The sequence below is a fragment of the Ruegeria sp. B1 genome (assembly GCF_056535885.1).
The window spans coordinates 2993606-3018959 of sequence record NZ_JBQFJA010000001.1 but is presented as its reverse complement, the minus strand read 5'-3'; the positions used below and the strand labels follow the sequence as shown (position 1 = coordinate 3018959).

Sequence of the window (25354 nt, the reverse complement as noted above, 5' to 3'; positions counted from 1 at the left end):
CGCCACCATGCCGGTGGCGGCGCGATAAGTCATCCCCGCATCCGCGCGCCATCTGCGTCGAACAAGGGGATCGAGATGACGCGGGCTTTCCGCATCTGACCCAGAATTTCTATCTCGACTTCCAGCCCGTCGGTTACGCGCTCCGTCGGCAGAAATCCCATCGCGACGGATTTCTCCGCAAAGTGCGAATACCCACCCGAGGTGCAAAACCCTGCCACCGACCCGTCCAGCCATATGGGCTCATAGGCGTTGACGTCGGCATCGTCCGCGTCCACTTCAAACGCCACCAGCTTGCGGGCCGTTCCGGTCAATCTTTCAGCCTCGGCCGCCGCGCGGCCAATGAAATCGACGTTTTTGGAAAACGAGATGAACCGATCCAGACCGGTTTCTGCGGCGGTGTAATCGGGTGAGAATTCGCGCATCCACGAGCCAAAGAACTTGTCGAGCCGCAACGACATCATTGCGCGCATGCCAAAGGGGACCATGCTGTGGGGTTGACCGGCCCGCCACAGCGTCCACCACAATTGTCGCTGTGCCATTGGATCGCAGTAAATCTCATACCCGAGGTCGCCGGTATAGCTGACCCGTTGCACGATGCAGTCGGTCATACCGATGGTCATCGGGCGCACATCCAGAAACCTGAGGTCCGAGACCGTGCCCCGTGTGCACGCTGCCAGAACATCTGCGGCGTTTGGCCCGGCGATCTGAAACCCGTTCAACCGGTCGCTGACATTCTCAATGCGCACGCCGTCTTCCTGATGTTGCAGGAACCAGCGCATGTGAAAGGCCTGACTGCTGTAAGATGCGGTGAGCTGAAACGTCGTCTCGTTCAGGCACGAGACGGTGAAGTCCCCGATCAGCTTTCCCTTTTCGGACAGCATCGGGGTCAGGGACAGGCGGCCCGGTTGCGGGATACGGCCCGCCATGATCCGATCCAGCCAATCGCGCGCACCCGAGCCGGTGATCCGGTATTTGCCGAAATTGTGGACCTCGTTAATGCCGACCGCCTCGCGGACGGCGCGCACCTCACGGCCGGTTGCGTCAAACGCGTCGGACCGGCGGAAAGAGGGGGTTTCGTAGCCGGGTTCGCCATCCTGGGCAAAATAGTTGGGCACTTCCAGCCCGTATTGCTGACCCCAAACCGCGCCCATGTCGCTGAAAATGTCATACATCGGCGTGGTCCGGTTGGGCCGCGCCGCCGGCAGTTCCTCGTTCGGATATGCGACGCTGAAGCGCTTTTGATAGTTCTCGATGACTTTGGGGCGGGTGTAGCCTGGGCTGATCCAGTCGCCGAACCGGGCCACATCCATGGCAAAGACATCGCGTTCCGGTTCGCCTTCGATCATCCACTGGGCCAACGTCAAGCCAACACCGCCACCTTGGCTGAACCCGGCCATGACACCGCAGGCGGACCAGTAGTTTCGCATGCCCGGCACCGGGCCGACCAGAGGGTTCCCGTCAGGGGCAAAGGTGAACGGGCCATGGATGACGGACTTGACGCCTGCCTCGGCCAGAACCGGGAAGCGCTGATAGGCAAACTCGATACTATCGGTGATCTTGTCATAGTCATCGGGCAGCAACTCATGCCCAAAGCTCCAAGGTGTGCCGTCAACGGCCCAAGGTTTGCAGGGCTGTTCATAAAACCCGATGCACAGCCCGCGACCTTCCTGCCGCAGATAACTTTCTCCCGCCGGGTCCATGACATGGGGATGTTCCCCGCCGCCATCGATGATCGCCTCGATTTCCGGGATCGAGTCGGTCACGAGATACTGGTGCTCCATCGGGTGCAGGGGGAAATAGATACCCGCCATGGCGCCGACCTCGCGCGCCCACAACCCGCCCGCGTTGACCACGTGTTCGGCGTGTATGGTGCCTTTGTCCGTCACCACATCCCACGTGCCATCCGGGCGCTGATTGGTTTCGCGGACTATGCAGTGGGTTTCGATTGTCGCGCCGCCCATCCGCGCGGCTTTGGCATAGGCATGTGTGGTGCCAGACGGATCCAGATGGCCGTCCAGCGGATCGTAAAGCGCGCCAATGATCCCGTCAGTATTGGTGATCGGAGCGATTTTCCGGATGTCTTCGGGACCCACGATTTCGGTTTCCAGTCCCATGAACCGATGCTTGGCCCGCTCGGCCAGCAGCATGTCAAACCGGTCCTGATTGTCGGCCAGCGTCACACCGCCTACATGATGCAGACCGCAGGACATGCCGGTGATCTCTTCCAACTCTTTGTATAGGCGGATCGTGTAGCCCTGCAGCGCAGCCATATTGGTGTCGCCATTCAGCGTATGAAACCCACCCGCCGCATGCCATGTCGAGCCCGATGTCAGCTCGGAGCGTTCTAGCAACATGACATCCGACCATCCCAATTTCGTCAGATGGTAGAGCACCGAACAGCCAACAACACCGCCGCCGATCACCGCCACACGGGTTTCGAGTTTCATGAACGCCTCCGTTTGAATTTTCGCCAGTCTGGTTGGGCAGGTCGCTAGCGCAATTCCAAATGCGACAAAACATGTCGCACGCAAGAGCCGCGATGACAATCAGCGGAGCGAAGACCAATGCAAACCGGCGGCCATCGGACGCCGGTTTGCCGATCTCAGACGCTTGACCCTAGAGCGGTCGGATTTTCAAGGCAGTGAGCCGATTGCCTTCGCGCGCCGTAACCTCGAACCGGAAGCCGTGGAAGGCGAAAACCTGACCGACAACCGGGATCATCTGCGCCTCATGAATGACCAGACCGGCCAGCGTATTGGCCTCTTCGTCCGGCAGCGACCAGTCCATGGCGCGGTTTGCGTCCCGAATGGTCATGGCACCTTCAACAAGATACTGGCCGTCGTCGGTGCGGGTGACCGGGACATCCTCTTCGATGTCGAATTCATCGGCGATTTCTCCGACGATCTCTTCGAGAATGTCCTCCAGCGTGATCAACCCGCGCAGCGACCCGTATTCATCCACGACCAGCGCAAAATGGCTGCGCATGCGCAGGAATTCCCGCATCTGATCATCTAGCGTGGTGGTTTCGGGCACAAAATACGGATCATTTGCCACCTTCGAGATGTCGAAGGATTTGAGCCGCTCGGCATCCCCATCGCTGCCACCCGCCTGCGCGTACATGGCGCGAAACAGGTCCTTGGCATGAACAACGCCGACAATGTTCTCGGGTTCGTCCCGAAATACAGGCAAACGGGTGTGCGAACTTTCCAAACACTGTTTCAGGATAGCCTCGGGCGCTGCTCCGGCATCGATCATTTCGATGTTCGAGCGGTGCAGCATGATTTCCTCAACCGCCCGGTCCCCCAGGTCCAGAGCGCCCAGAATACGGTCGCGGTCCTCCTTTTCGACCACACCCTCGGAATGGCCCAACTGCAGCGCCCCGGCAATTTCTTCGCGCACGGCCAGAATGTGGCTGTCCGGATCGATCCGCACGCCGAATATGCGCAAAACACCGCGCACCAGCAGGCGGACCGCAGCCACGATTGGCGAAAAGACGGTCACGACAATGCTGATGATCGGTGCGACAGCTGACGCTGCTTTTTCCGAGTTGGTGATGGCGTAGGTCTTGGGTAGAACTTCCGCGAAGATCAGAACCAGAAGGGTCATGACCAATGTCGCCAAAGCCACACCGCTTTCCCCGAATAGGCGGGTAAACAGGGCAGTCGCCAGCGCCGCGGCCAGAATGTTCACCAGGTTGTTGCCCAGCAAAACCGACCCGATCAGACGTTCGTTATCATCGGTCAAATCCAGCGCCTTTTGCGCACCGCGCGAGCCCTTGTCGGCCTGCGCCCGCAACTTACCGCGCGACGACGCGGTCAACGCCGTTTCAGATCCCGAGAAAAAGCCCGACAGGAAAAGCAAAAGAATGATAGAGCCTGCTGTTATCCAGAAGGCGCTGTCGATCAGGGTAGAAGTAGGTTCCATCTGTCCTTGTAAGTTCGTGTTACTGCATCCGTTATGGGGATGCGACCGCGTCCGATCAAGGGCTTAGCCCGGATCGTCTTCGGGGTCTTTTGCCAGAGGGTGATGCTGCAACACCAATTCCGCCAGCCTTTCGTCCAGAACATGGGTGTAAATCTCGGTTGTCGCGACGTCTGCATGGCCCAAAAGGGTCTGGATTGAGCGCAGATCGGCCCCGTTGGCCAGCAAGTGGGTCGCAAACGCATGGCGCAACGTGTGCGGGGTGACTTTGTCGGGCGCAACCCCACCCTGAACCGCCAGCTCTTTGACCAGCAGAAAGAACCTGTGCCGCGTCAGATGACCTGACTTGCCGCGCGAGGGAAACAGAAAACGCGAGCGTTGCGCGCCGTTGCTCACCGCGTTGTCTTCGGCCGTATCGCGCTGGGTCAACCAGGCCACCAACGCATCGCGGGCGGGTGGAGACAGCGGCACCATCCGTTCCTTGCCGCCTTTGCCCAGAACCAGCAGCATCCTTGGATCGCCGCGCGCAGAGGACACCGGCAGCGATACCAGCTCGGTCACGCGCATGCCTGTCGCGTAGAGCACTTCCATCAGACAGGTATTGCGTACGCGGTCAGCCTTGCTACGACCCGTTTCGCGTGCCGCTGCCAGCAGACGGTCGACTTCAGCGACATCCAGCGTTTTGGGTAGACGTTTTTGACGACCGGGTCCCTTGATCTGAATGGCCGGATTGGTTTCCCTCCAGCCTTCCTCAAACGCAAATCGATACAATTGCTTGATGGCAGACAACCGGCGCGCCCGGGTCGAGCGGGACAGGCCCTGCGCATCGCAATCAATCAGGTAGGCCTCGATCTGATCCCGGTCCACCTGTGCAAACGCAACCTTGCGCTGCTCAAGCCAGGCGACAAAGTCCTTCAGGTCGCGCCCATAGGCCAACAGCGTGTTTGTTGCAGCACCCAGTTCCGCAGCCTGGGCTTGCAAAAAAGTGGATATCCACAGTTCTTGCGAGGCGGGCGCCGCCATGATCAGGCACCTTGTAGAATGAGCAGATTCAGCGCGGCACGGCGCGCAGTGTCTTCCAGACCAACACGGCGAAACGCAGCAATTGCGGCGGTCAGGTCAACCAGATTGCCGCGTGCGCCATGATCGAACAGCTGCATGGATTCCAAAATCGCCTCGCCCAACTGGCCTTTGTCGAGCATCGCGGCGATATCCGACGGGACGGGGGTGGCCCAGGCAAATCCTTCTGCCACCGCGTCGGTCCACGGGGACGGTGAGGGTGCACGGCCGGGGTCGCCTTGTGCAAGCGCCGCCAGAAACTGCGTCTCTTCCGTTGCGCTGGGGGGCTCCAAAGCGGCTTCTTCGTAGAGTTCTGATAGCAACAGAATCTGCCAACGCAGGTTTTCGGTCGATGGCACCGGCAAAGAGACATCGACGAGGCGGTCGGCAAAAAGCTCTGCAAAGGGCACTTCGAGCCCGATATTGCGCATCTGTTTCCACACGGCGGGCAGGGTTTTCCCGATCGCTTCGGCGCTACCGGTTTCCAACGCGCTTTCAAAGCGTTGAATGGCGGCAACCCGGTCCCACACTGCGCCAGAGGCCGCAGGATTGCGTTCGGTGTAAAGGCCCAGCAGTTGGTTCGGCGTCAACGCTCCAATCCGGGTCAAACGCTCAGCGGCTTCGATCTGCGCTTTCCAGCCTGCTACGTCCCGCAGATCGGCATTGGCAAAAGCGCGTGGCAGGGGGGCGGATGGCAGGCGTTCTCCGATCGCTTCGAACAGGCGAAAGCTCAAGGGGTCCGGGTTGTCCGGTTGCGGCAAATAGGCCGCGTCTTCGAACAATTCAGGGCTCAGGAACCGGTCCAACAGGGCAAGATCCTGGGGCGGCAGAATTTGCAGCGCATGCGCCGCTTCGAGTGTCAGAGCTGCCGAGGCCCAATCGCCGCGACGGGCCTTGCAAAAAATCTGTGCGGCATAATCCTGTGACAGATGCGGCTTTGCAGTCAGCGACGTGCAACTGCGGTCCTCATCACCGGTCAGCAACGTGGCATCAAACCAACGCTGAAAACGCTGTTGGCTGTTGGTCGGACCCGCCAGTTGCACCAGAGACTGCGCCGGATCGGCAGCGCCAAGCTGCATCAGACGGTCCAGCCGCGCCAGCAAAAGGATCTCTTCCGCCATTGGTCCACCGGGCGCGCGCGCCTCGGACAGCAACAAAGTAAACAACAGCCGCTGCAAGGCCGGGTTGTCTTTAACGGGGACTCGTTCCAGCAACTCGGCCAGACGCGCAGGGTCACTGCCTTGCCACATATCGACCGGCAGTCCGGTGACCGAGGAGGCGACAAGACCCAGCGGCTGCGACAGCGCCTCGAGCGAAGTGACTTCGACATCGGGCTGTCCGCCGTTCTGAGCCACAGGCGGTTCAAGCAATACGGTGCCCGGCAGGTTCTCGGCTGGCACCGAAAGCCAATCGATTACCGAAAGCGGTTCTTGCGCCTGTGCCGATCCGGCCAGAACCAGGGCCAGCAGCGTGTGCCTAGTCAACATTCAGAATGACCGGTTCACGGATTTCGCTTTGCGGCGCGGAAAAATCCGCGCCAAAAAACGGACCGAGATAGGCATAGCCAACCAACCCGATAAATGTCAGGCAAATTATATATACCAGAAACTTGATCAGTCTGCTCATCGCGCAACGCTGCCTCGATTTTTGATTTTGCCAAAGTTATAACTGGCATTTTTTCCAAGATCACGTCATTCACGATGAAATGAGCGAAATTAAGCATAATACGCAAGATGCGGACACAACCCAGCGCTTTGATCTGCACAAAACCGTAGTGCTTGTAGGCATGATGGGGGCAGGAAAGACGGCTGTTGGGCGTGCCTTGGCCGCGCGGCTGGGGGTTGCGTTCCTCGACAGCGATGCCGAGATCGAATCGGCAGCCAATATGACCATCCCGGAGATTTTTGAACGTGACGGAGAACCGTTCTTTCGTGCTAAGGAAAGTCAGGTGATCGCACGGCTGCTGGATGAGAAAAAAGGCATCCTGTCCACGGGCGGCGGAGCGTTTCTGAGCCGGGAAAACCGGCAAATGATCTCGCAGCGCGGCGCCTCCGTCTGGTTGCGGGCAAACCTTAACGTCTTGTGGGGCCGTGTGCGTCACAAAGATACGCGACCTTTGCTGCGCACCGCCGATCCTCATGCGACCCTTCGGTCTTTATACGAGACACGTGTGCCGCTTTATGCTGAGGCTGATTTGACTGTGGACTCGGATGCAGAAACCTCTATCGACAACATGGTGAACCGGGTCGTTGCCGCACTTCTGACCCGACCGGATGTTTTGGAACAGATTTAAATGCATGAAACCGTACATGTGGCTCTTGGCGGTCGCTCATATGACGTAGAGATCGGGCCGGACCTGCTGGCGCAGTCCGGTGCGCGCGTTGCACCCTTGCTGTATCGCCCGAAAGTGGCGGTTGTGACCGATGAAAATGTCGCGACCCTGCATGTCGATGCACTTCGCGATGGGCTGGGGTCCGCCGGCATTGACATGACCGCGCTGGCCCTGCCAGCCGGCGAGGCAACCAAAAGCTGGCCGCAGTTTGAGCGCGCCGTCGAATGGTTGCTGGACGAGAAAATTGAACGTCGGGATGTTGTCATCGCGTTGGGCGGGGGCGTTATTGGTGATCTGGTGGGGTTTGCCGCCGCTGTCTTGCGGCGCGGAGTAAGGTTCGTTCAGATTCCGACCTCTCTTTTGGCACAGGTGGACAGTTCGGTTGGCGGCAAAACCGGGATCAATGCGCCGCATGGCAAGAACCTGATCGGAGCGTTTCATCAGCCCTCACTGGTGCTGGCGGACACGTCTGTTCTGGCGACGATGACACGGCGGGATTTTCTGTCTGGCTATGGCGAGGTGGTGAAATATGGTCTGTTGGGTGATGCCGGGTTTTTTGAATGGCTGGAGACGAATGGCCCGGATGTCTCTGCCGGGGATATGGACGCGCGTGTGCACGCCGTAACACGTTCGGTCCAGATGAAGGCCGACATCGTTGCGCGCGACGAGACCGAGCAGGGCGATCGCGCGCTGCTCAACCTCGGTCATACATTTTGCCATGCCCTCGAGGCGGCAACCGGGTATTCCGACCGGCTGCTGCACGGAGAAAGCGTGGCAATCGGTTGCGCATTGGCGTTTGAGTTGTCATCGCGCTTGGGCCTGTGTTCGCAAGAGGATCCCAGCCGGGTCCGAGCGCATCTGCGCACGATGGGCATGAAAACCGATCTGGCGGATATCCCCGGGGAACTGCCGGCTGCCGAGACGCTGGTCGATTTGATGGGTCAGGACAAAAAGGTTGTGGACGGGCAATTGCGGTTCGTTTTGGCCCGCGGGATCGGGCAGGCTTTTGTCACGTCCGATGTGCCGCGCGAGGCGGTGCTTTCGGTGCTTGAGGATGCGCTGGCAATTGCCTGAAAAAATAGGCTTTAGCGCCCGCGTATCACCATCAATTCACCGACATTTTCCAGCGTGATATAGCCCATCATGTGGCCAGACCGGCTGAGCACGGCAATGGCTGGGGCGCCTTTGTGCAGCCCGTCAAGAACCGCTTCGAGGCCAGCGGTCAACCCAACCTGCGGTATGTCGGAAACCATGATCGACGTGGCCTTGTCGGATCGCGGATGGTCGCCTGCCAAGGCCGCGAACAGACGGTCCCGGGTCACAAATCCCAGTAAGCTTCCATCTTCATTCACGACGGGAAATTCGTGCTGAGTTGTGTGAATCACGGCCTGTGCAGCCGTCCCCAGGGTGTCGTCGGGCGATAGGGCGCGAAACTCTGTGATCATGGCGTCGCGCGCCAGAACGCGGCGGGCGACGGACCGCAGGGCGACATCCTGGCTTTCCGCATTGGCCGCGATGAACACAAAGACGGCGATCAGTACGAGAATGGGGTTGCCGGTGCTCAGACCCAGAAATCCAAACCCAACCGCCACGATCTGGCCGCCCACCGCGGCGACACGTGTGGCTTTGACGCGGTCCATCCGCAGACACAGCAACGCCCGGAACACACGACCGCCGTCCATCGGGAACGCCGGGATCATGTTAAACACCGCAAGCAGCAGGTTCACATAGGCCAATCGGTTCAGCAAGCTGACATTGGTCGAGTCAATCTGGGTAATCGTCTCAACGGGCATTCCGGCACCCAGAAGGATCAGAACAAGCCAGATGACGACGTTGACGGCAGGCCCCGCCAGGGCCACCCAGACCTCCTGCATCGGTTTTTCCGGCATTCGCTCGAGCCGGGCCAGGCCTCCGATTGGCAGCAGGGTGATGTCGGGTGTCTTGATGCCGTAGCGCCGCGCCATCAGTGCGTGGCCAAACTCATGCGCCACGACGCACGCAAACAGCGCAAGAACAAACACGATGTTGTCAATTGCTGCCGGCCAGCCGCCGCTGGAATAGGCCGCAAACCCGACCCATGCCAATAGCAGAAAAAAAGTCACATGGACCCTCAATTCGGACCCGAGCAACCGGCCGAGAGAGAAGGACCATGTCATGATATGCCTCCGTTCCGCTTAGAACGGAATCTCGTCGTCGTCGATTCCGCCTGATGCCGGTGCCGGTGCGCTGGACGGGCCGCCATACGGATCGCCGTACCCGCCACCGGCCTGACCGCCGCCGTAACCGCCTGATTGGCCGCCACCCTCACCACGTGCATCCAGCATGACAAGTGTTGACCCGAACCCTTGCAGAACAACCTCGGTTGAATAGCGGTCCTGACCGGATTGATCCTGCCACTTGCGGGTCTGAAGCTGCCCCTCAAGGTAAACTTTGGACCCTTTGCGCAGGTACTGCTCTGCCACCCGGACAAGACCTTCGTTGAAGATCGCGACCGAGTGCCATTCGGTGCGCTCGCGCCGCTCACCGGTGTTGCGGTCTTTCCAATTCTCGGAGGTGGCGACACGCAGGTTGCACACCTTGCCGCCGTTCTGAAATGTTCTGACCTCGGGATCGCGGCCCAGATTGCCGACTAAAATAACCTTGTTGACTGAACCCGCCATGAAGCTCCCCGTAGTTTTAACCTGAGTGCGCCGAATCTGACGCTGCGTATCAGTGCGACCCTATACGGCCTGCGTCATGGTTAAAACACAGTTGATTTCGACAACACTCGGCAAGATTTCTGTCCGCGATCTTTACCAAGCTTTCATTTCCGACTGGAATACCTATAATATGGCTGATTTCTGAACGAGCGGGACAGGTTTGGATGCGTTCTCTGGTTATTGGTTTGACTACTCTGTGCCTTGCGCTGATTTCAGGTCCGGTGCAGGCTGACACGCTGTCCACCAAGAGCCGGATGGATATTTTCCTCAAGCAAGCCAAGGTCCTGGATTCGCGCGCAGCGACCCAGTATCGCGATTCTGAGCGCCTGAAACCAAAAACGGAACGGGGCAAATTCAACAAACGCTATAACGGGAACTATCGCGGTCAGTATCTGACCATGGCGCGTGAAGCGGCGCGTCTGCACAGTGTGCCAGAGGAGTTGTTTTTGCGCCTCGTTCAGCAGGAAAGCGGCTGGAACCCTCATGCAAAGTCGCACAAGGGGGCCTTGGGGCTGGCGCAGCTGATGCCGCAAACTGCGAAACTGTTGGGCGTGAACCCGCATGACCCGCAGCAGAACCTTGAAGGCGGCGCGCGTTACCTGTCCTGGCAGTACCGCAAGTTCAAGTCCTGGCGGCTGGCACTTGCAGCCTACAATGCGGGCCCTCAGGCGGTCGAAAAACACGGTGGCGTCCCGCCTTACAAAGAGACGCAAAACTACGTGAAAGTCGTCTGGGGCGGCTGACAATCGACCCATCCACGAAAAGTGCGGAGTGGGCGCAAACCTCGCAGGCTCAACTCATGACGCGAACAAGAAAGGACCGGCCCCTTTTGTCGGTCACCGTTACTCGGCGGCGATTTTGATGACCGGTTCCATCCGCGCAAGGATATCTTCGGCCAGATGACATTTGATCTGATGACCGTCCGCCAGCGTTTTCACCGGCGGCACATCGGATTCACACCGTCCGTCGGGCACCTCGGATTTCCACCGGCAGCGCGTCTGGAAGGGGCATCCGGGCGGCGGGCTCATCGCCGACGGGATGTCACCTTCCAGCACGATATGCTGTTTCTCGACCGATGTATCGGCAATGGGCACCGCGCTCAGCAACGCTTCGGTATAGGGGTGGTAGGGGGTGAGAACACCTGATCGGTTGTGCCCAGCTCGACAACATGGCCCAGATACATCACCATCACGCGGTCGCTGAGATAGCGCACGATCGACAGGTCGTGACTGATGAACAGCAGCGTCGTCTTGTGTTTGCGCTGTATTTCCATCAGCAGGTCGGTCACCGCCGCCTGCACCGATACGTCGAGGGCCGATACCGGCTCGTCCGCCACAACAATCCGCGCGTCGCCGGCAAAGGCCCGGGCAATCCCGACACGCTGTTTCTGCCCGCCTGACAATTGCCGTGGCATGCGATCCGCAAACGCGCGCGGCAGTTTGACCAGATCCAGCAACTCCAGCATGCGTTTCTTGCGGTCGGCTTCCGAGTTTCCGACGCCAAAGATCTCCAATGCGCGAATGATCTGACGCCCAACCGTCATCGAAGGATTCAGCGTGTCAAAGGGGTTCTGGAACACCATCTGAACCTCGCCAACGGTTTTGGCGTCACGTCCCTCGATGGGCACATCTTCGATATTGCGATTGTCCAACAGGATCTGGCCGTCGGTCGCGGTTTCCAACCCCATCAGAACCTTCGCAAAGGTCGATTTGCCACAACCCGATTCTCCCACAATGGCCAGAGTTTCAGATTCATGAGCCTCGAAACTCAGGGTTTCATTCGCCTTGACCACCTTCTTTTCGCCGCCCCCAAACAGCGCATTGGCAGCCACTTCATAGTACTTCTTGAGGTTGTCCATTTTCAGGACGGTGCGCCCGATCTCCCCTTTTTCCTTCTGCTCGGCAACGGTAATCGGCGCATTCCAATCAATCTCTTTGAATTTCAGACAGCGCGTGTGATGCCGGTCATTCCCCGGAACGGCCTCCATAAGGATGTTCTGGGCATCGCAGCGGCCTTCTTCGAAGTAGTCACAGCGCGGACCGAAATTGCAGCCCGGCGGTCGTTCGTGGGGCAGGGGGAAATTCCCCGGAATGGCCACCAACGGTCGCGCGTTCTTGTCTGCGCCCGGCAGTGGGATCGACCGGAACAGCGCCTGCGTGTACGGGTGCTGCATCTCGTCAAACACGTCATGGATCGACCCACGTTCCACCGCCTCACCGGAATACATCACGCACAGCCGGTCGCAGGTCTCCAGAACCAGCCCTAGATTGTGCGAAATGAATAGCATCGATGTGCCATACTTCTTGCCCAGATCCTTGACCAATTCGACAACAGCCGCCTCGACCGTCACATCTAGCGCCGTGGTCGGCTCGTCCAGGATCAACAGGGACGGTTTGGACATCAGCGCCATGGCGATAACGATGCGCTGCTGCTGACCACCGGACAATTGGTGCGGAAAGCTGTTCAGCATCCGCTCGGGGTCGGGCAGGCGCACATCGGTGACCACCTCCAACGCGCGGGCACGGGCCTCTTCCTGGCTGACGCCCTCGTGGATCATCGGCACTTCCATCAGCTGTTTGCCGATTTTCATCGCTGGGTTCAGCGAGGCCATGGGTTCCTGATAGATCATGGCGATCTCATTGCCGCGAATGTCGCGCAGCTCGTCCGCCGTCATTTCGCTGAGATCGCGGCCCTTGAACTTGATGGTGCCGCCGACAATGCGACCGTTTTTGCCCAGATCCTGCATGACACCCAACGCCACGGTGGACTTGCCGCATCCGGATTCCCCCACAAGGCCAACGGCCTCACCCGGTTGAACGCTAACCGAAAAGTCCATCACCGCAGGTATTTCACGAAGGCGGGTGAAAAAGGATATGGACAGCTTGTCGATCTCCAGGATCGGGCCGTCATAATCGGCAAGTTTGTTCATCTTGCATCTCCTCACGAGAGTCCGGGGATCCCCTTCATCTGACTAAAAATATCCCCGGGGTCTGGGGGCAGCGCCCCCAGAGCAGCTCACATCAGTCCTTCAGGCTTTCTTCGCGCAGGCCATCCGCCAGCAGGTTCAGACCAAGAACCAACGACAACAGGGCCAAGGCCGGTGGAAGGGCGGGGTGCAGGTAAACCGACAGCAGTTTCCGCCCCTCGTTGATCGTTGAACCCCAGTCCGGGCTTTCAGGCGGCAGACCCAGCCCAAAGAAACCAAGGGTTCCCAGCAGGATCGTCGTATATCCAATCCGCAGACAGAAATCGACGATCAGCGGGCCACGGGCGTTGGGCAGGATTTCCCACAGCATGATGTACCAGGGTCCTTCACCTCGGGTTTGTGCCGCAGCCACGTAGTCGCGTGTTTTGATGTCCAGCGCCAGACCGCGCACGATACGGAACACCGTGGGCGAGTTGACGAACACGACAGAGACAAAGACCACCAGAATACCGCCCGGAATGTCGAACAGATCCAGATAAGTCGGCAGACCCCAGATCCTGTAGGTCTCAGTGTTGACGATGTAGCCACCTGTTGAAATCAGTGAAAGGTACAGCCAGATCGCGATGCCCAACACACCGATCAACAGCGGTGTGCGGAAACTCGGCCGGGTGTAGAACCGTGAGTTCAGCAGAACGCCGATAAACGCAATCGGAAAGACGAACAGGACCGCAGCCATATAGTTCGGCACGCCCGTGGCTACGATTTCCGGTGTCACCAGCAGGTAGAACAACAGGATCACCGGAAACGCCAGGATCAGGTTGGCCAGGAACGACAGGAACGTGTCCAGACGGCCACCGTAGTATCCTGCCGGCAGCCCCAGCGTGATCCCCACCATAAAGGCGAACATGGTGGCCAGCGGCGCGATCTGTACGACGATCCATGCCCCTTTGACCATGCGGCTGAAAACATCACGCGCCAGATTGTCACCGCCCAGCAGATACCAGGCGTATTCACCATCTTCCAGATTGGGCAGCGGTGTCCCCGGCACCTTGTTTTTCATGCCCGAGACCTGATCCAACGGATTATGGGTCACGATCAGGTCAAGCGCGCCGAAGATTCCGGTAAAGACCCAGAACATGACAAGGCCAAAACCGATCATGCCGATCGGGCTGTCGAACAGCTTGCCATAAAGCCCAAGCCGCCGCTTGAACGCGATAGACATTGCAAACAGGATGACCAGCGACAGCCATACGGGCAGGAATTGCTGGGAAATTGCCCCGATGATGCCGGCGCCTGTGCCCATGACAATCCCCAGCACCACATAAGCCAGCGCCAGGGCGGTACAGGCCACAAAGCTGTAGCGCAAGGACAGTTGCGTAAGCCCGCGCAAGCCGCCCGAGGCACTGACCGTGCCATCAGGGTTCACGGTGACCTGCGGTTCGGGCAAAACGATGCTGCCCAGAATCCAGGCCACAATCGACAGTGCCAGTGCCACCAGCGCGATCAACAGAAGCGGGTTGAGAAAGGCGATAGAGCCGGTCCAGGTAAGTGGTTCCATGATCTATCTCCCTAAGAAATCCGGATGCGTGGGTTGAGGTAGACATAGCCGATATCCGAGATCAGCTGCGTCACCAGCACCACAAAGACCGACACGACCGAGATCGCCAGCAACAGCTGGATGTCGTTGTTGCCCGCCGCCTGAACCAGCGCCCAGCCAAAGCCCTTGTAGTTGAACAGGGTCTCGACGATCACCACGCCGTTCAGCAGCCATGGGAACTGCAGCATGATAACGGTGAAAGGCGCGATCAGCGCATTGCGCAATGCGTGTTTCATCACGATGTTGGGGAACGAAACCCCTTTCAGCCGTGCGGTGCGGATATACTGCGCCGTCATTACCTCGGTCATCGAGGCGCGGGTCATGCGGGCGATATAGCCCATCCCGTACAGTGCGATGGTCAGAACCGGTAGGAAAAAGTTCTCAAATGTCGGGTTTTCCATCGCCTGCGTCGCCGTTCCCTTGAACCATTTCAACCCCACGGCCGACGAGCTGAAGATCGCGATGAAGATCACGCCCGAGACATATTCCGGCGTTGCCGTTGTGGTGATGGCAAACGTTGAAAGCGTCCGGTCTGTTGCCGATCCCTCTTTCATGCCCGCTAGTATGCCCAGTATCAGCGCCGAGGGGACCATCAGCAGCATCACCCAAAGCATCAGGCGCCCGGTCAGGGCCAGCCGGTTGCCGACAACGGTCGAGACTTCTTCTTTAAACACGCTCGAGTATCCCCAGTACCCTTGCAGGATACCGCAGAAATTTGGTGACTCCTCAGCCGTCTTGCCCGGCAGAATGCATCTGCCCTGAACGGTGCCATCGTCGTTGGTGTGTCGGTAAGAGGGCAGGACACCCAGCCATTCGCCATACTTTACTGGCGTTGGTTGGAGATATCCGCCTTTCTCCAGGAAACTGGCAACTTGTTCATCCGACATCCGAAAGTTGCCTTGCGTTTTCGCAAGCTTTTCGAGATTCGGATAAAGATTGGTCAGAAAGAACACCAGGAATGTCAGGCACAAGGCCGTCAGAAGCATGATGCCGACACGCCTTAAAATGAAAAGTCCCATGTTAGCCCCTGTTGGTAGGCCAGCGTGGATACCGCTGTTTCCCACGCATTGCTGTTTTTATGGTCGCCGCATTCAGGACGAAAAGGCCGCGCCAAAAAGGCGCGGCCTCTTTTCGATCAAGTCAGCCAATCAGACCGAACTTGTAAATCTGCGGCAGGTCCGCGATGTGCTTTTCAACACCCACCATGTTGTCGCGGTGGTGGCGCATCGCTGTTCGCCAATACGGCTGGATGGTCACGCCTTCGTCGATCATGATCGCTTGCAGTTTGGCCATCACCTCGCGGCGCATATCGACATCGGCGATCGAGTTCGCTTCGGCCAGCAGCGTGTCAAACTCCTCATTGGCAAAGCCTGATTCATTCCACGCAACGCCTGACTTATAGGCCAGCGCCAGAACCTGCGTTCCCAGTGGGCGGTGGTTCCAGTTGGTCGACGAGAACGCGTATTTGGTCCAGTCGTTCCAGAAGGTGGATCCTGGAAGCACTGTGTGCTTTGCGTTGATCCCGGCGTCGTTCAACTGGGCCACCACGGCCGCCGTGGTGTTCCGGCGCCAGTCGTCGTCAATGGACTGAACCTCGTGTTCGAAATCGCCCATGCCCGCTTCGTCCATCAGCGCCTTGGCGCCTGCTGGATCGTAAGGAATACGGGTCACGGCCGAGTCATACTCAGGGTGCATCGGACCGACGTGACAGTTGTCGGCCGGGATGCCGTATCCGGACATACCCAGTTCCAGGCAAACCTCGTTGTCGACGGCCATGGCCAGCGCCTGGCGTACGCGTTTGTCGCCATAGATCTTGTTGCCATTGCCGTCTTCGGCCAACTGGTTCGGACGGATGACAATGGTAAAGCCCGAAGGAATTTCCGAGCGGACCAGACCGATACCGTCGAAGATGTCGACGAACTCGCCAACCGACTCCCAGTTCATGTCGATCTCTTCGGCCTCATAGGCCGCAAGGAACGCGGCAGGGTCGGTGCTGTAATCGATGAACTCGATCCGGTCGATATAGCCGCCTTTGCCAGCCGCATAGCCCCACCACTCGTGGTCTTCGTTGCGTACAAGCACGCCCTTCACGCCCACTTCGTGGCTTTCCGGCAGCATGAATCCGGTTCCAACCGGGTTGCTCAGCATGTCATTGGCATCAAAGCTGCTGTGCACAATGGCGGCTGGATAGTCGGCCATGCCCGGGATGATCGTGATGTCCGGGGCGCTACATTTCAGCTTCACAGTGTGGCTGTCGACAACGGTGATCGCGCCATCGGCCGCTTTTTGCGTCTCCGGATCGGCCAGTGTGGCCATACGTGCCGCCATCGAGTTGCCTTCAAGCGTTGCATCACACCATCCGGTGATGTTGCGCGCCACGTCTTCTGCGGTGAAGTCGTCCCCGTTGTTCCACTTCACACCCTTGCGAACATTCAGCGTATGTTCGGTCGCGTCGTCGTTTGTTTCCCAGCTTTCCAGCAACATCGGCTTGAAGGAGCCGTCATTGTTGTACTCAACGAGATACTCGAGCCAGCCCGCGGTGAAGGTGGCGATCTGTGTCCAGTCGTAGGTGCGTGGATCTTTGAGCGCGCGAACTTCCATCTGATATCGAATTGTGCCGCCGCGCTCGGGCTCGGCAGCCGCTGCTGGCGATTGCAGACCGATCAGGCCGTATGCCGCAGGCGCCGCGATACCCAACGCCGTTGCGCGTGCCAGGAATTCGCGGCGGCTCAGCTTGCCATCGCGATATTCCTGGGCATGCATCTCGGCCGCCCAGTGCATCGGTGCTCCTGTCAGTGTTTGATCTGTCATATCTTTCATGAAGGTGTCTCCCAGTGATACGGATTTTTTTGTGATGTTTCTGAACCACCTGGCGCAGCTTGCGCCATACTATAGGTGGATGGTTTCTCTTTACTTTTGGATTCCCACGATCCCCATTGACGCATTCGGCACGAGAATAAGGGCAAGGTCAATGTTCGAAATCGTCATTCGGGGTACAAAAGCGACATCTTTTCACGCGGCCAGAGAGTAAAGCTGGCCCGACTACAGCCGAATCCGGAATGCGCGAACGCGCTTTGCGCGGTATGCAATGGGGCACAACGGTGCTGCGCCCCGGGCTCTGGTCGTTTTCGCATCTTGGGCAGGAGTGACGAAAGGGCGCACCGGGTATCACACTGAGAAATCGACATGATTCCAGGTTCTCATGCGCGCCCGAAACCAGGTGCGCTGACGTTTTGCAAACTGTCGGGTGGAAATGGTTGCCCGCTCCTTGGCCTGATCCAGGGTCATGCGACCTTCCAGATAGGCGATCAATTCAGGTACACCGATTGCCTTGAAGGCCGGGAGCGAGGCATCATACCGTGTGCGCATCGCTGCGACCTCTTCAAGGGCTCCGGCTTCAACCATCTGATCGAACCGGCGTTTGATCCTGTCCAGCAACCAGGTTTTGTCGACATCAAAGACGATTGGGACGCATTGGTTCAAAGCGAGGGCCGGTGGCGGTGTGTCCGCCTGCCAGGCCGCAAGACTGCGTCCCGTAGACTGTTGCACCTCCCAGGCCCGTTGAACGCGGGCGCGGTTGTTTGTGTCGATACGCGCCAGCGTCTGGGCGTCGATGCCTTTCAACAGGTCGTCAAGCAACATCTGGTCTGCGGTGGACCGCACCTGTGACGGAGTTGACGGGATATCAACCATACCCTCGGTCAGGGCAGAAAAATAAAGACCTGTGCCACCTACGATGATCGGTCGCTGATCGCCGTGCAGCACAGGAAGGACCTCGCGCAGCCAGTGACCGGTGGAATAGTCCTGATCATAGGCGACGTGTCCATAAAGCAGATGCGGCGCGCGGGCTTCCTCTTCGACCGGGGGGCGGGCCGAAATCACACGCCAGCAATCGTACACTTGGCTGGCATCGGCATTCACAACCACCCCGCCAAAGGTTTCAGCGATCCGCAGCGCAAGTTCGGATTTGCCCGAGGCGGTTGGCCCGGCAATCAGCACTGGTTTGCTGTCTGGAATGTCGGGCAATCTGCTCCAGACCTGTGCTGTGGCGTGGTCGGCCATAAGGGGTTAAATCATTCCTCACCATCCGCATTGAACCTGCGGAGCTTTTGCTTCATTTTGCGCCGGAAAATAAACCCGTGCCAGCCCGGAGCGCAATATGAGCCTTTCCCCAACCACCGAAGCCGCTGAAGCCCCCAAAACAAAGTACAAACGCGTTATGTTGAAGATTTCGGGCGAGGCGCTGATGGGGGACCAGGGATTCGGTCTGCACCCGCCGACCGTTCAGCGTATTGCCGAGGAGGTGAAATCGGTCCACGACCTTGGGGTCGAGATTTGCATGGTGATCGGCGGCGGCAACATCTTCCGTGGGCTCAGCGGCTCGGCGCAGGGGATGGAACGGACCACGGCGGATTACATGGGCATGCTGGCCACCGTGATGAATGCGCTGGGGATGCAATCCGCGCTGGAGGAGGTTGGGGTGTTTACCCGGGTGATCTCGGCCATCCGCATGGACGAGGTGTGTGAGCCTTACATCCGCCGCCGCGCGGTCAGGCACCTTGAAAAGCAACGGGTCTGTATATTTGCTGCCGGGACGGGCAACCCCTACTTTACGACAGACACGGCAGCGACGCTGCGCGCCAACGAAATGGCGTGCGAGGCCATTTTCATGGGCAAAAATGGCGTTGACGGGGTCTATGATAAGGATCCCAAAACCCATGCGGATGCGGTGCGCTATGACACGGTGACCTATGACGATGTTCTTACCAAACGGCTGCGTGTCATGGACGCCTCGGCCATCGCACTTGCCCGAGACAACAATCTGCCCCTGATCGTGTTCGGGCTGGATGAGCCCGGCGGGTTCCGCGGTATCCTCTCGGGTGAGGGGACGTATACCAAGGTTCAGGGCTGATAGCCCCGGTTCCTTACGTGACCAAAACCGGGCCGGTCGGCGCGGTTTTCTTTTGTCCACGCAATGCTTGACGTTGGCGGCTTCTGTCGGCAACGTGGCGCCGTTCTGGTGATGTCGCAATCAACTCACAGGACTGCCGCAGATTGGTCATTGAAAGGACCCTGACTGCGGCGAGGCTGGAAGACCTGCCATGATTTCTGAGATGTCCGGAAACATGCGCGGGCCTCTCTTTGGACTGTGCAGCATGACTGAGGAGCGAGTTGCGATGAGCACTCTGGACATCGATTTCGTTCGGGCGCAGTTCCCGGCCTTTTCCGAACCCAGCCTACAGGGACAGGCCTTTTTCGAAAACGCGGGCGGGTCTTACACATGTAAGCCGGTGATCGACCGGCTGACGCGGTTTTACACGCAACGCAAGGTGCAGCCGTACGGGCCCTATGATGCCAGCCGATTGGCGGGTGAAGAGATGGACGAGGCGCGTATGCGCATGGCGGCCATTCTCGGTGTGGATACGGATGAGTTGAGCTTTGGACCCTCGACCACACAAAACACTTATGTTCTGGCGCAGGCGTTTCGGCAGTGGATGAAGCCGGGCGAGGCCATCGTTGTCACCAATCAGGATCACGAGGCCAATTCCGGACCGTGGCGGCGGCTGTCCGAGGCGGGGATCGAGATACGGGAATGGCAGATCGACCCGGATACGGGGTCTCTGGCCCCTGAAGACCTTGAAAACATACTGGACGACAAGGTGCGTCTCGTCTGTTTTCCGCATTGCTCGAACGTGATCGGTGAAATCAACCCGGTGACCGAGATTACCGCAATCGCGCATGCTGCCGGAGCCTTTGTCTGTGTGGACGGCGTGTCTTATGCCCCGCACGGATTTCCGAATGTTGGTGATCTGGGCCCCGACATCTACCTGTTTTCATCTTACAAGACCTATGGGCCCCATCAGGGCTGTATGGTTGTGCGCCGCACGCTGGGAGAGCTCTTGCCCAACCAGGCACACTATTTCAACGGCGATGTTTTGTACAAACGATTCACGCCGGCAGGGCCCGACCACGCGCAGATCGCTGCAAGTGCGGGGATGGCGGACTATGTGGATCTGCTGTGCACGCATCATGGCGGACCGTCTTCGGGGGCAGCGGAGCAGGGCGCTTATGTCCATGACCTGATGCGCGCCCACGAAGTGACATTGCTGCAACCGTTGCTTGACGCGGTCAAGGATCGTAACGCGGTGCGCCTGATCGGCACGTCTGAGGCCGAGCGACGGGCGCCGACGGTTGCGCTGGCGCTGAACCGTGCAGCGGAACCGGTGGCGGCAGAGTTGGCGCAGCACGGTGTGATGGCGGGCGGAGGCGACTTTTACGCCGTTCGCCCATTGCAGGCTATGGGCGTGGAGACGAGCCAGGGTGTGCTGCGTGTCAGCTTTACGCACTATACTTCGAAACAGGAAATTGATCAGCTTTTAAAGGCACTTGATCGCGTTTTGTGATCCGGTGTTGGCTCTGTTTCGTATACCGAGAAAAACAGCAGGGCAAAGATGGCGCAGGCGCAATCTCCGATCATTTTGTGGTTCCGACGGGATTTGCGCCTGTCGGATCATCCTGCGCTGCGGGCGGCGTTTGAGACCGGTCGCCCGATCATTTCTGTCTTTGTCTTCGACGATCTGGTTCAACAACTCGGCGCGGCGCCCAAATGGCGTCTGGGCCTGGGGCTGGAGGTATTCGCGCAGTCCCTGGCCCGGATCGGCAGCCGTCTGATCCTGCGTCGGGGGGATGCCCTGACCCAATTGCAGCAGCTGGTGTCGGAAACCGGTGCGGGTGCGGTTTTCTGGTCACGTACTTATGACCCTGCGGCCATCGCACGGGATACGCAGATCAAGGCGGCGTTGACCCAACAAGGTGTCCAAGCCAAGTCTTTCGCCGGGCATTTGCTATTCGAGCCCTGGACCGTTGCGACAAAAGCAGGTCAACCGTTTCGTGTTTTCACCCCGATGTGGCGCGCGGTGCAAAACCGTGAGGTGCCACTACCGGACGCGCCACCGGACCGGCTTGCGGCACCTGCGCAATGGCCGCCATCCGAGGATCTGTCCAGTTGGGGGCTGGGTGATTCCATGAACCGGGGCAGGGACATCGTACGCCCCCATGTCCGACCCGGCGAACAGGCTGCGCAGGATCGGCTGGACGCATTTCTGGATCAGATCAGCAACTATTCCAGCGACCGGGATCGGCTGGACCGGGACGGCGCTTCGAACCTGTCCGAGTATCTGTCCCTCGGCGAGATCGGGCCGCGCCGGATTTGGCATCAGGTGCAGCGCGCAGCCTTTACGGGTGTTTCCGGGACCGAGGTGTATCTGCGCCAACTTGTCTGGCGCGAATTTGCCTATCATCTGATGTATCACAGCCCACACATTCTGACCGACAACTGGAAACCCGAATGGGATGGCTTTCCATGGAAAACGGACACGGACCATCCCCACGTGACGGCGTGGAGACAGGCAAGAACGGGTATCCCGGTGGTCGATGCTGGGCTACGGCAAATGTATGTGACGGGTCGCATGCACAACCGCGCCCGGATGATCGTGGCAAGTTACCTGACGAAGCACCTGTTGACCCACTGGAAACTCGGGATGGCCTGGTTTGAGGACTGTCTGGTCGACTGGGATCCGGCAGCCAACGCCATGGGATGGCAATGGGTCGCTGGCTCTGGTCCGGACGCATCGCCTTATTTTCGGATTTTCAACCCTAATACCCAGCAGGAGCGGTTCGACCCGGAAGCCGCCTATCTGCGGCAGTGGATCGCCGAAGGGTACCCTGATCCCAGCCAGACGGCGCTGTCCTATTTTGAGGCTGTTCCCAGATCATGGGGGCTGCGGCCAGACGCAGACTACCCGTCACCGGTTGTTGCGTTATCCGAAGGTCGCAGCCGGGCCTTGGCGGCGTATGAGCGTAGAAAAAACCAGTAAGGAACTGAAAACTTGCCAGAAACAAAATCGCGGCCTAGCCTGCACAAACCACCGCAGAGGGGAGAGCGGATGATCCTGACGACGACCGATGGCCAAAAAAACTTGCCAAGGTATTTCGCGCAAGTCTTCAAGATGTTGAGCAAAATGGAGTCTGGGCGTCTGGACATAAATCTGCCGGATGGCCGCAGGTTTCGCACCGAAGGGGCAAAACCGGGTCCGGTTGCGCAGGTGGATATTTATGACCCGGACGTCTTCGCGCGGCTGATCCGCGAAGGCGAGCTCGGCTTTTCCGATGCCTACCTGGAAGGCCAGTGGAGCACCCCTGATCTGCGATCCTTCATGGATCTGGTGCATTTGGGCACCGAGACTGTTTATGACGGGTTCACTGGCCAGTTTTTGGTTCAGGCCTATGAGAGGCTGCGGTTCTGGCTGCATCGGAACAATCGAGTGCAGGCAAAAAAGAACATCTCCTATCACTATGATCTGGGGAATGATTTCTATGCGTTGTGGCTGGACGATACGATGACCTATTCCAGCGCTTTGTTCGAAAGCGGGCAGGAAAGTCTGGAAAAGGCGCAAACGGCCAAATACGCCAGTCTCGTGGACGAGATGGGCGCCAAGCCCGGCGATCATGTGCTTGAGATCGGGTGTGGCTGGGGCGGGTTCGCTGAATATGCCGCCAAGGAACGCGGGTTGCGCGTGACAGGTCTGACAATCAGCAAAGAACAGTTGAAGTACGCGCAGCAGCGTATTGATAATGCTGGTCTTTCGGATCAGGTGGATTTCAAGTTACAGGATTATCGTGACGAACGCGGCCAGTATGACGGGATCGCGTCCATCGAGATGTTTGAAGCGGTCGGGCAAAAGTACTGGCCGGTCTATTTCGAGACCGTCCGCGACCGTCTGAAACCCGGTGCGCAGGCGACGTTGCAGATCATCACTGTGGGCGACCACAGATGGGATTTCTACAAAAACGGCGTTGATTTCATTCAGAAATACATCTTTCCGGGTGGTATGTTGCCGTCCCCGACCGTGCTGCGACAGCAGATCGAGCAAGCCGGGCTGGATCTGGTGGGGTCCAAGGAGTTTGGCAAAAGCTATGACCTGACGTTGCGCCGCTGGTACGAGACGTTCAATGCCAAGTGGGATCAGGTCTCGGACATGGGCTTTGACGAGCGTTTTCGCCGCATGTGGAATTATTATTTGACCGCCTGCGGCGCGGCCTTTGACACGGGCAATTGCGATGTGACACAGATCACCATAGCAAAGCCCAGTTAAGGAACGGAAGTCGGAAATGCCCAGTGCCTCGCGTCTCGTAGCCGCTGTTTGTCTTATGGTCGTGGCTTTTCTGGTGTCGAGCATGATCATCGACAATGGTGAAGAGGGCAAAGACTATGGCTACTTCACCTATGTCAACGTGGCTCTGGGCTGGATTTGCGGCTGGGCGATCATGGGCAAGCGTGCGGGGCGGGGCTGGACCGCCGGTATCAATAACGGTCTGACCGGCGTTGTCTCTTTGGTATTTTGGGCCCTGTTTGTTCAGGGCTGCTACGAAATGTTTCGCCTTGCGATGCGCCATCGGTATGACGGCCCATTCGAAGCGTTGCTGGCCATCTTCAAAATCGGAGTCGACTACGGGCAGTTATTACTGGTCCCGGAAATCCTGATCACATTGGGCGTCGGAGCGGTCCTCACCGGCCTCTTGACCGAAGAAGCAAGCCGCCGCTGGCGTTAATCCCGAGAATTCAACGCAAGAGTACCCCACGTGTCTGATCTGTTCTTTTACGGCACTTTGCGGCATCTGCCCCTGCTGGAATGTGTGCTGGGCCTGGGCGAGTCCGCATTGACGACCGTGTCTGCAGTGCTTGCGGACCATGCCGTTCATGCCGTGCAGGGCCATACCTTTCCGATGATCCTCAGGACACCGGGTGCGCAGGCGCAGGGCATACTGGTGCGCGGGTTGAGCGACGTTGATCTGCAAAGGCTGGCCTTTTACGAAGGCGGGTTCGATTATGATCTCGCGCCCGTGACCGTGCAGCTAGATGACGGGTCTGACGCTCCGGCGCAGGTCTTTTTCCGACACCGGGTGTCTGGCAGCCGGGGCCGCTCTGGTCGCTGCAGGGCTGGATAGACGCTCTGGGCGAGGTGACCGTTCTGGCCGCCGAGGAAGAGATGGCGTATTTCGGCCGGGTCGAGGCGCGCGCCATGGCCAGCCGTATGCCACCGATGCAAACCCGGGCCTGGGCCAAGCTGTTTGCGCGCAAGCGCAGATCAGGCGACCCACGGGATACCGCCAAAGACGTGATCGTCCACACGCACACGCGGGCATATGTTAACTATTTTGGCATGGAAGAGATCGCGCTGGAGCACCGTCAACATGATGGGTCGATGGGTCCGGTTCTGAACCGCAGCGGGCTGTTGCAAGGCAGTGCGGTGGTCGTTCTGCCTTACGATCCGGTACGGGATACGGTCCTGCTGGTGGAACAGTTCCGGCCCGTGGTGTTTCTTATCGAAGATCCCGAGCCCTGGATGTGGGAGCCGGTCGCCGGAATGATCGACCCCGGCGAAACGCCCGAACAGGCCGCCTATCGCGAGGCGACGGAAGAGGCGCATGTCACGCTCGACAGTCTTGAATATGCGGGCGGGGCCTATTCGTCGAGCGGATCGTCGACCGAGTTCATCTACCTCTATGTCGGGTTGGCCGACCTCACGGACACCACCGACACCGGAGGTTTGGCCTCCGAAGGAGAGGATATCCGCAGTGAAATCCTGCCGTTCAGTGAGTTCATGGATCGCGTGGACCGGAACGTTTTCAAAGATTTGCCGCTATTATCGCTGGCCCATTGGCTGGCCCGCAACCGAGACCGTTTGCGTGGGTGACTAACGCGCTTGTGGTCGACGCACCGCGCCTGTAAATCTTCCATGATACCAAATGACAAGAGG

The 25354-nt window shown here is 58.8% G+C and carries 21 protein-coding genes and 1 pseudogene; 10 read left to right on the top strand and 12 right to left on the bottom strand.

Features of this window, described 5'->3' with window-relative positions:
- Window positions 1-29 precede the first annotated feature (29 nt).
- The 5 genes from ACR3ES_RS14930 to ACR3ES_RS14910 all read right to left on the bottom strand — a co-directional run bounded on the left by ACR3ES_RS14930 (window position 30) and on the right by ACR3ES_RS14910 (window position 6606).
- Window positions 30-2447 carry a GcvT family protein gene (locus tag ACR3ES_RS14930; protein ID WP_170430093.1) on the bottom strand — a complete coding sequence of 806 codons (2418 nt, stop codon included), beginning with the start codon at window positions 2445-2447 and terminating at the stop codon, window positions 30-32.
- Window positions 2448-2616: 169 nt separating this feature from the next.
- Window positions 2617-3924, bottom strand: coding sequence for an HlyC/CorC family transporter (locus ACR3ES_RS14925; RefSeq protein ID WP_170430095.1), 1308 nt, complete (start codon window positions 3922-3924; stop codon window positions 2617-2619).
- Window positions 3925-3987: 63 nt separating this feature from the next.
- Complete coding sequence (locus ACR3ES_RS14920) at window positions 3988-4944, bottom strand: tyrosine recombinase (protein WP_170430098.1); 957 nt, start codon at window positions 4942-4944, stop codon at window positions 3988-3990.
- 2 nt (window positions 4945-4946) lie between these two features.
- Window positions 4947-6467 (bottom strand): hypothetical protein, encoded by a 1521-nt coding sequence (locus ACR3ES_RS14915; RefSeq protein ID WP_170430100.1) that lies wholly within the window; start codon window positions 6465-6467, stop codon window positions 4947-4949.
- Window positions 6457-6606 carry a hypothetical protein gene (locus ACR3ES_RS14910; protein ID WP_170430102.1) on the bottom strand — a complete coding sequence of 50 codons (150 nt, stop codon included), beginning with the start codon at window positions 6604-6606 and terminating at the stop codon, window positions 6457-6459. The genes ACR3ES_RS14915 and ACR3ES_RS14910 overlap by 11 nt, the downstream gene beginning before the upstream one ends.
- A 79-nt stretch (window positions 6607-6685) precedes the next feature.
- Between ACR3ES_RS14910 and ACR3ES_RS14905 the strand changes: the two genes are divergently transcribed.
- Together ACR3ES_RS14905 and aroB are read left to right on the top strand one after the other, a co-directional pair.
- Window positions 6686-7273, top strand: a complete 588-nt coding sequence (locus tag ACR3ES_RS14905; RefSeq protein ID WP_170430105.1) for a shikimate kinase — start codon at window positions 6686-6688, stop codon at window positions 7271-7273.
- Window positions 7274-8386 carry a 3-dehydroquinate synthase gene (gene aroB / locus ACR3ES_RS14900; RefSeq protein WP_170430107.1) on the top strand — a complete coding sequence of 371 codons (1113 nt, stop codon included), beginning with the start codon at window positions 7274-7276 and terminating at the stop codon, window positions 8384-8386.
- Window positions 8387-8397: 11 nt separating this feature from the next.
- On the opposite strand, the gene ACR3ES_RS14895 is transcribed toward aroB, so the two are convergent.
- Both ACR3ES_RS14895 and ssb read right to left on the bottom strand, forming a co-directional pair.
- Window positions 8398-9468 carry a site-2 protease family protein gene (locus ACR3ES_RS14895; RefSeq protein WP_170430109.1) on the bottom strand — a complete coding sequence of 357 codons (1071 nt, stop codon included), beginning with the start codon at window positions 9466-9468 and terminating at the stop codon, window positions 8398-8400.
- Window positions 9469-9486: 18 nt separating this feature from the next.
- Window positions 9487-9972: a single-stranded DNA-binding protein gene (ssb, locus tag ACR3ES_RS14890; RefSeq protein WP_170430111.1), complete on the bottom strand. Its 486-nt coding sequence runs from the start codon at window positions 9970-9972 to the stop codon at window positions 9487-9489.
- 203 nt (window positions 9973-10175) lie between these two features.
- Here ssb and ACR3ES_RS14885 point away from each other — a divergent pair, with 203 nt between their 5' ends.
- On the top strand, window positions 10176-10754 hold the full coding sequence (locus ACR3ES_RS14885) for a lytic transglycosylase domain-containing protein (RefSeq protein WP_170430113.1): 579 nt from the start codon (window positions 10176-10178) through the stop codon (window positions 10752-10754).
- 99 nt (window positions 10755-10853) lie between these two features.
- Here ACR3ES_RS14885 and ACR3ES_RS14880 read toward each other — a convergent pair.
- The 5 genes and pseudogenes from ACR3ES_RS14880 to miaA form a co-directional block, all read right to left on the bottom strand.
- Window positions 10854-12940, bottom strand: a pseudogene (locus ACR3ES_RS14880) (dipeptide ABC transporter ATP-binding protein).
- A 91-nt stretch (window positions 12941-13031) separates the two neighbouring features.
- The gene (locus tag ACR3ES_RS14875; RefSeq protein WP_170430117.1) at window positions 13032-14495 is read right to left on the bottom strand and encodes an ABC transporter permease; all 1464 of its coding nucleotides are present in this window, start codon (window positions 14493-14495) and stop codon (window positions 13032-13034) included.
- A gap of 11 nt (window positions 14496-14506) precedes the next feature.
- Entirely contained in the window at window positions 14507-15553 is a 1047-nt protein-coding gene (locus tag ACR3ES_RS14870; protein WP_170430119.1) for an ABC transporter permease, read from the bottom strand.
- 121 nt (window positions 15554-15674) lie between these two features.
- Window positions 15675-17345: an ABC transporter substrate-binding protein gene (locus tag ACR3ES_RS14865; RefSeq protein ID WP_170430616.1), complete on the bottom strand. Its 1671-nt coding sequence runs from the start codon at window positions 17343-17345 to the stop codon at window positions 15675-15677.
- A gap of 357 nt (window positions 17346-17702) precedes the next feature.
- A complete protein-coding gene (gene miaA / locus ACR3ES_RS14860) occupies window positions 17703-18596 on the bottom strand; it encodes a tRNA (adenosine(37)-N6)-dimethylallyltransferase MiaA (protein ID WP_170430122.1) in 894 nt (297 codons plus the stop codon).
- 97 nt (window positions 18597-18693) lie between these two features.
- Here miaA and pyrH point away from each other — a divergent pair, with 97 nt between their 5' ends.
- The 7 genes from pyrH to ACR3ES_RS14825 all read left to right on the top strand — a co-directional run bounded on the left by pyrH (window position 18694) and on the right by ACR3ES_RS14825 (window position 25291).
- A complete protein-coding gene (gene pyrH / locus ACR3ES_RS14855) occupies window positions 18694-19446 on the top strand; it encodes a UMP kinase (protein WP_170430124.1) in 753 nt (250 codons plus the stop codon).
- 265 nt (window positions 19447-19711) lie between these two features.
- The gene (locus ACR3ES_RS14850; protein WP_170430125.1) at window positions 19712-20938 is read left to right on the top strand and encodes an aminotransferase class V-fold PLP-dependent enzyme; all 1227 of its coding nucleotides are present in this window, start codon (window positions 19712-19714) and stop codon (window positions 20936-20938) included.
- Between the two features lie 48 nt (window positions 20939-20986).
- The gene (locus ACR3ES_RS14845; RefSeq protein WP_170430127.1) at window positions 20987-22411 is read left to right on the top strand and encodes a cryptochrome/photolyase family protein; all 1425 of its coding nucleotides are present in this window, start codon (window positions 20987-20989) and stop codon (window positions 22409-22411) included.
- A 69-nt stretch (window positions 22412-22480) separates the two neighbouring features.
- Window positions 22481-23689: an SAM-dependent methyltransferase gene (locus ACR3ES_RS14840; RefSeq protein ID WP_170430129.1), complete on the top strand. Its 1209-nt coding sequence runs from the start codon at window positions 22481-22483 to the stop codon at window positions 23687-23689.
- Between the two features lie 16 nt (window positions 23690-23705).
- Window positions 23706-24146 (top strand): TrgA family protein, encoded by a 441-nt coding sequence (locus ACR3ES_RS14835; RefSeq protein WP_170430131.1) that lies wholly within the window; start codon window positions 23706-23708, stop codon window positions 24144-24146.
- 30 nt (window positions 24147-24176) lie between these two features.
- Window positions 24177-24542 (top strand): gamma-glutamylcyclotransferase family protein, encoded by a 366-nt coding sequence (locus ACR3ES_RS14830; RefSeq protein ID WP_480634726.1) that lies wholly within the window; start codon window positions 24177-24179, stop codon window positions 24540-24542.
- A gap of 14 nt (window positions 24543-24556) precedes the next feature.
- Complete coding sequence (locus tag ACR3ES_RS14825) at window positions 24557-25291, top strand: NUDIX domain-containing protein (RefSeq protein WP_480634725.1); 735 nt, start codon at window positions 24557-24559, stop codon at window positions 25289-25291.
- The last annotated feature ends 63 nt before the right edge of the window (window positions 25292-25354 follow it).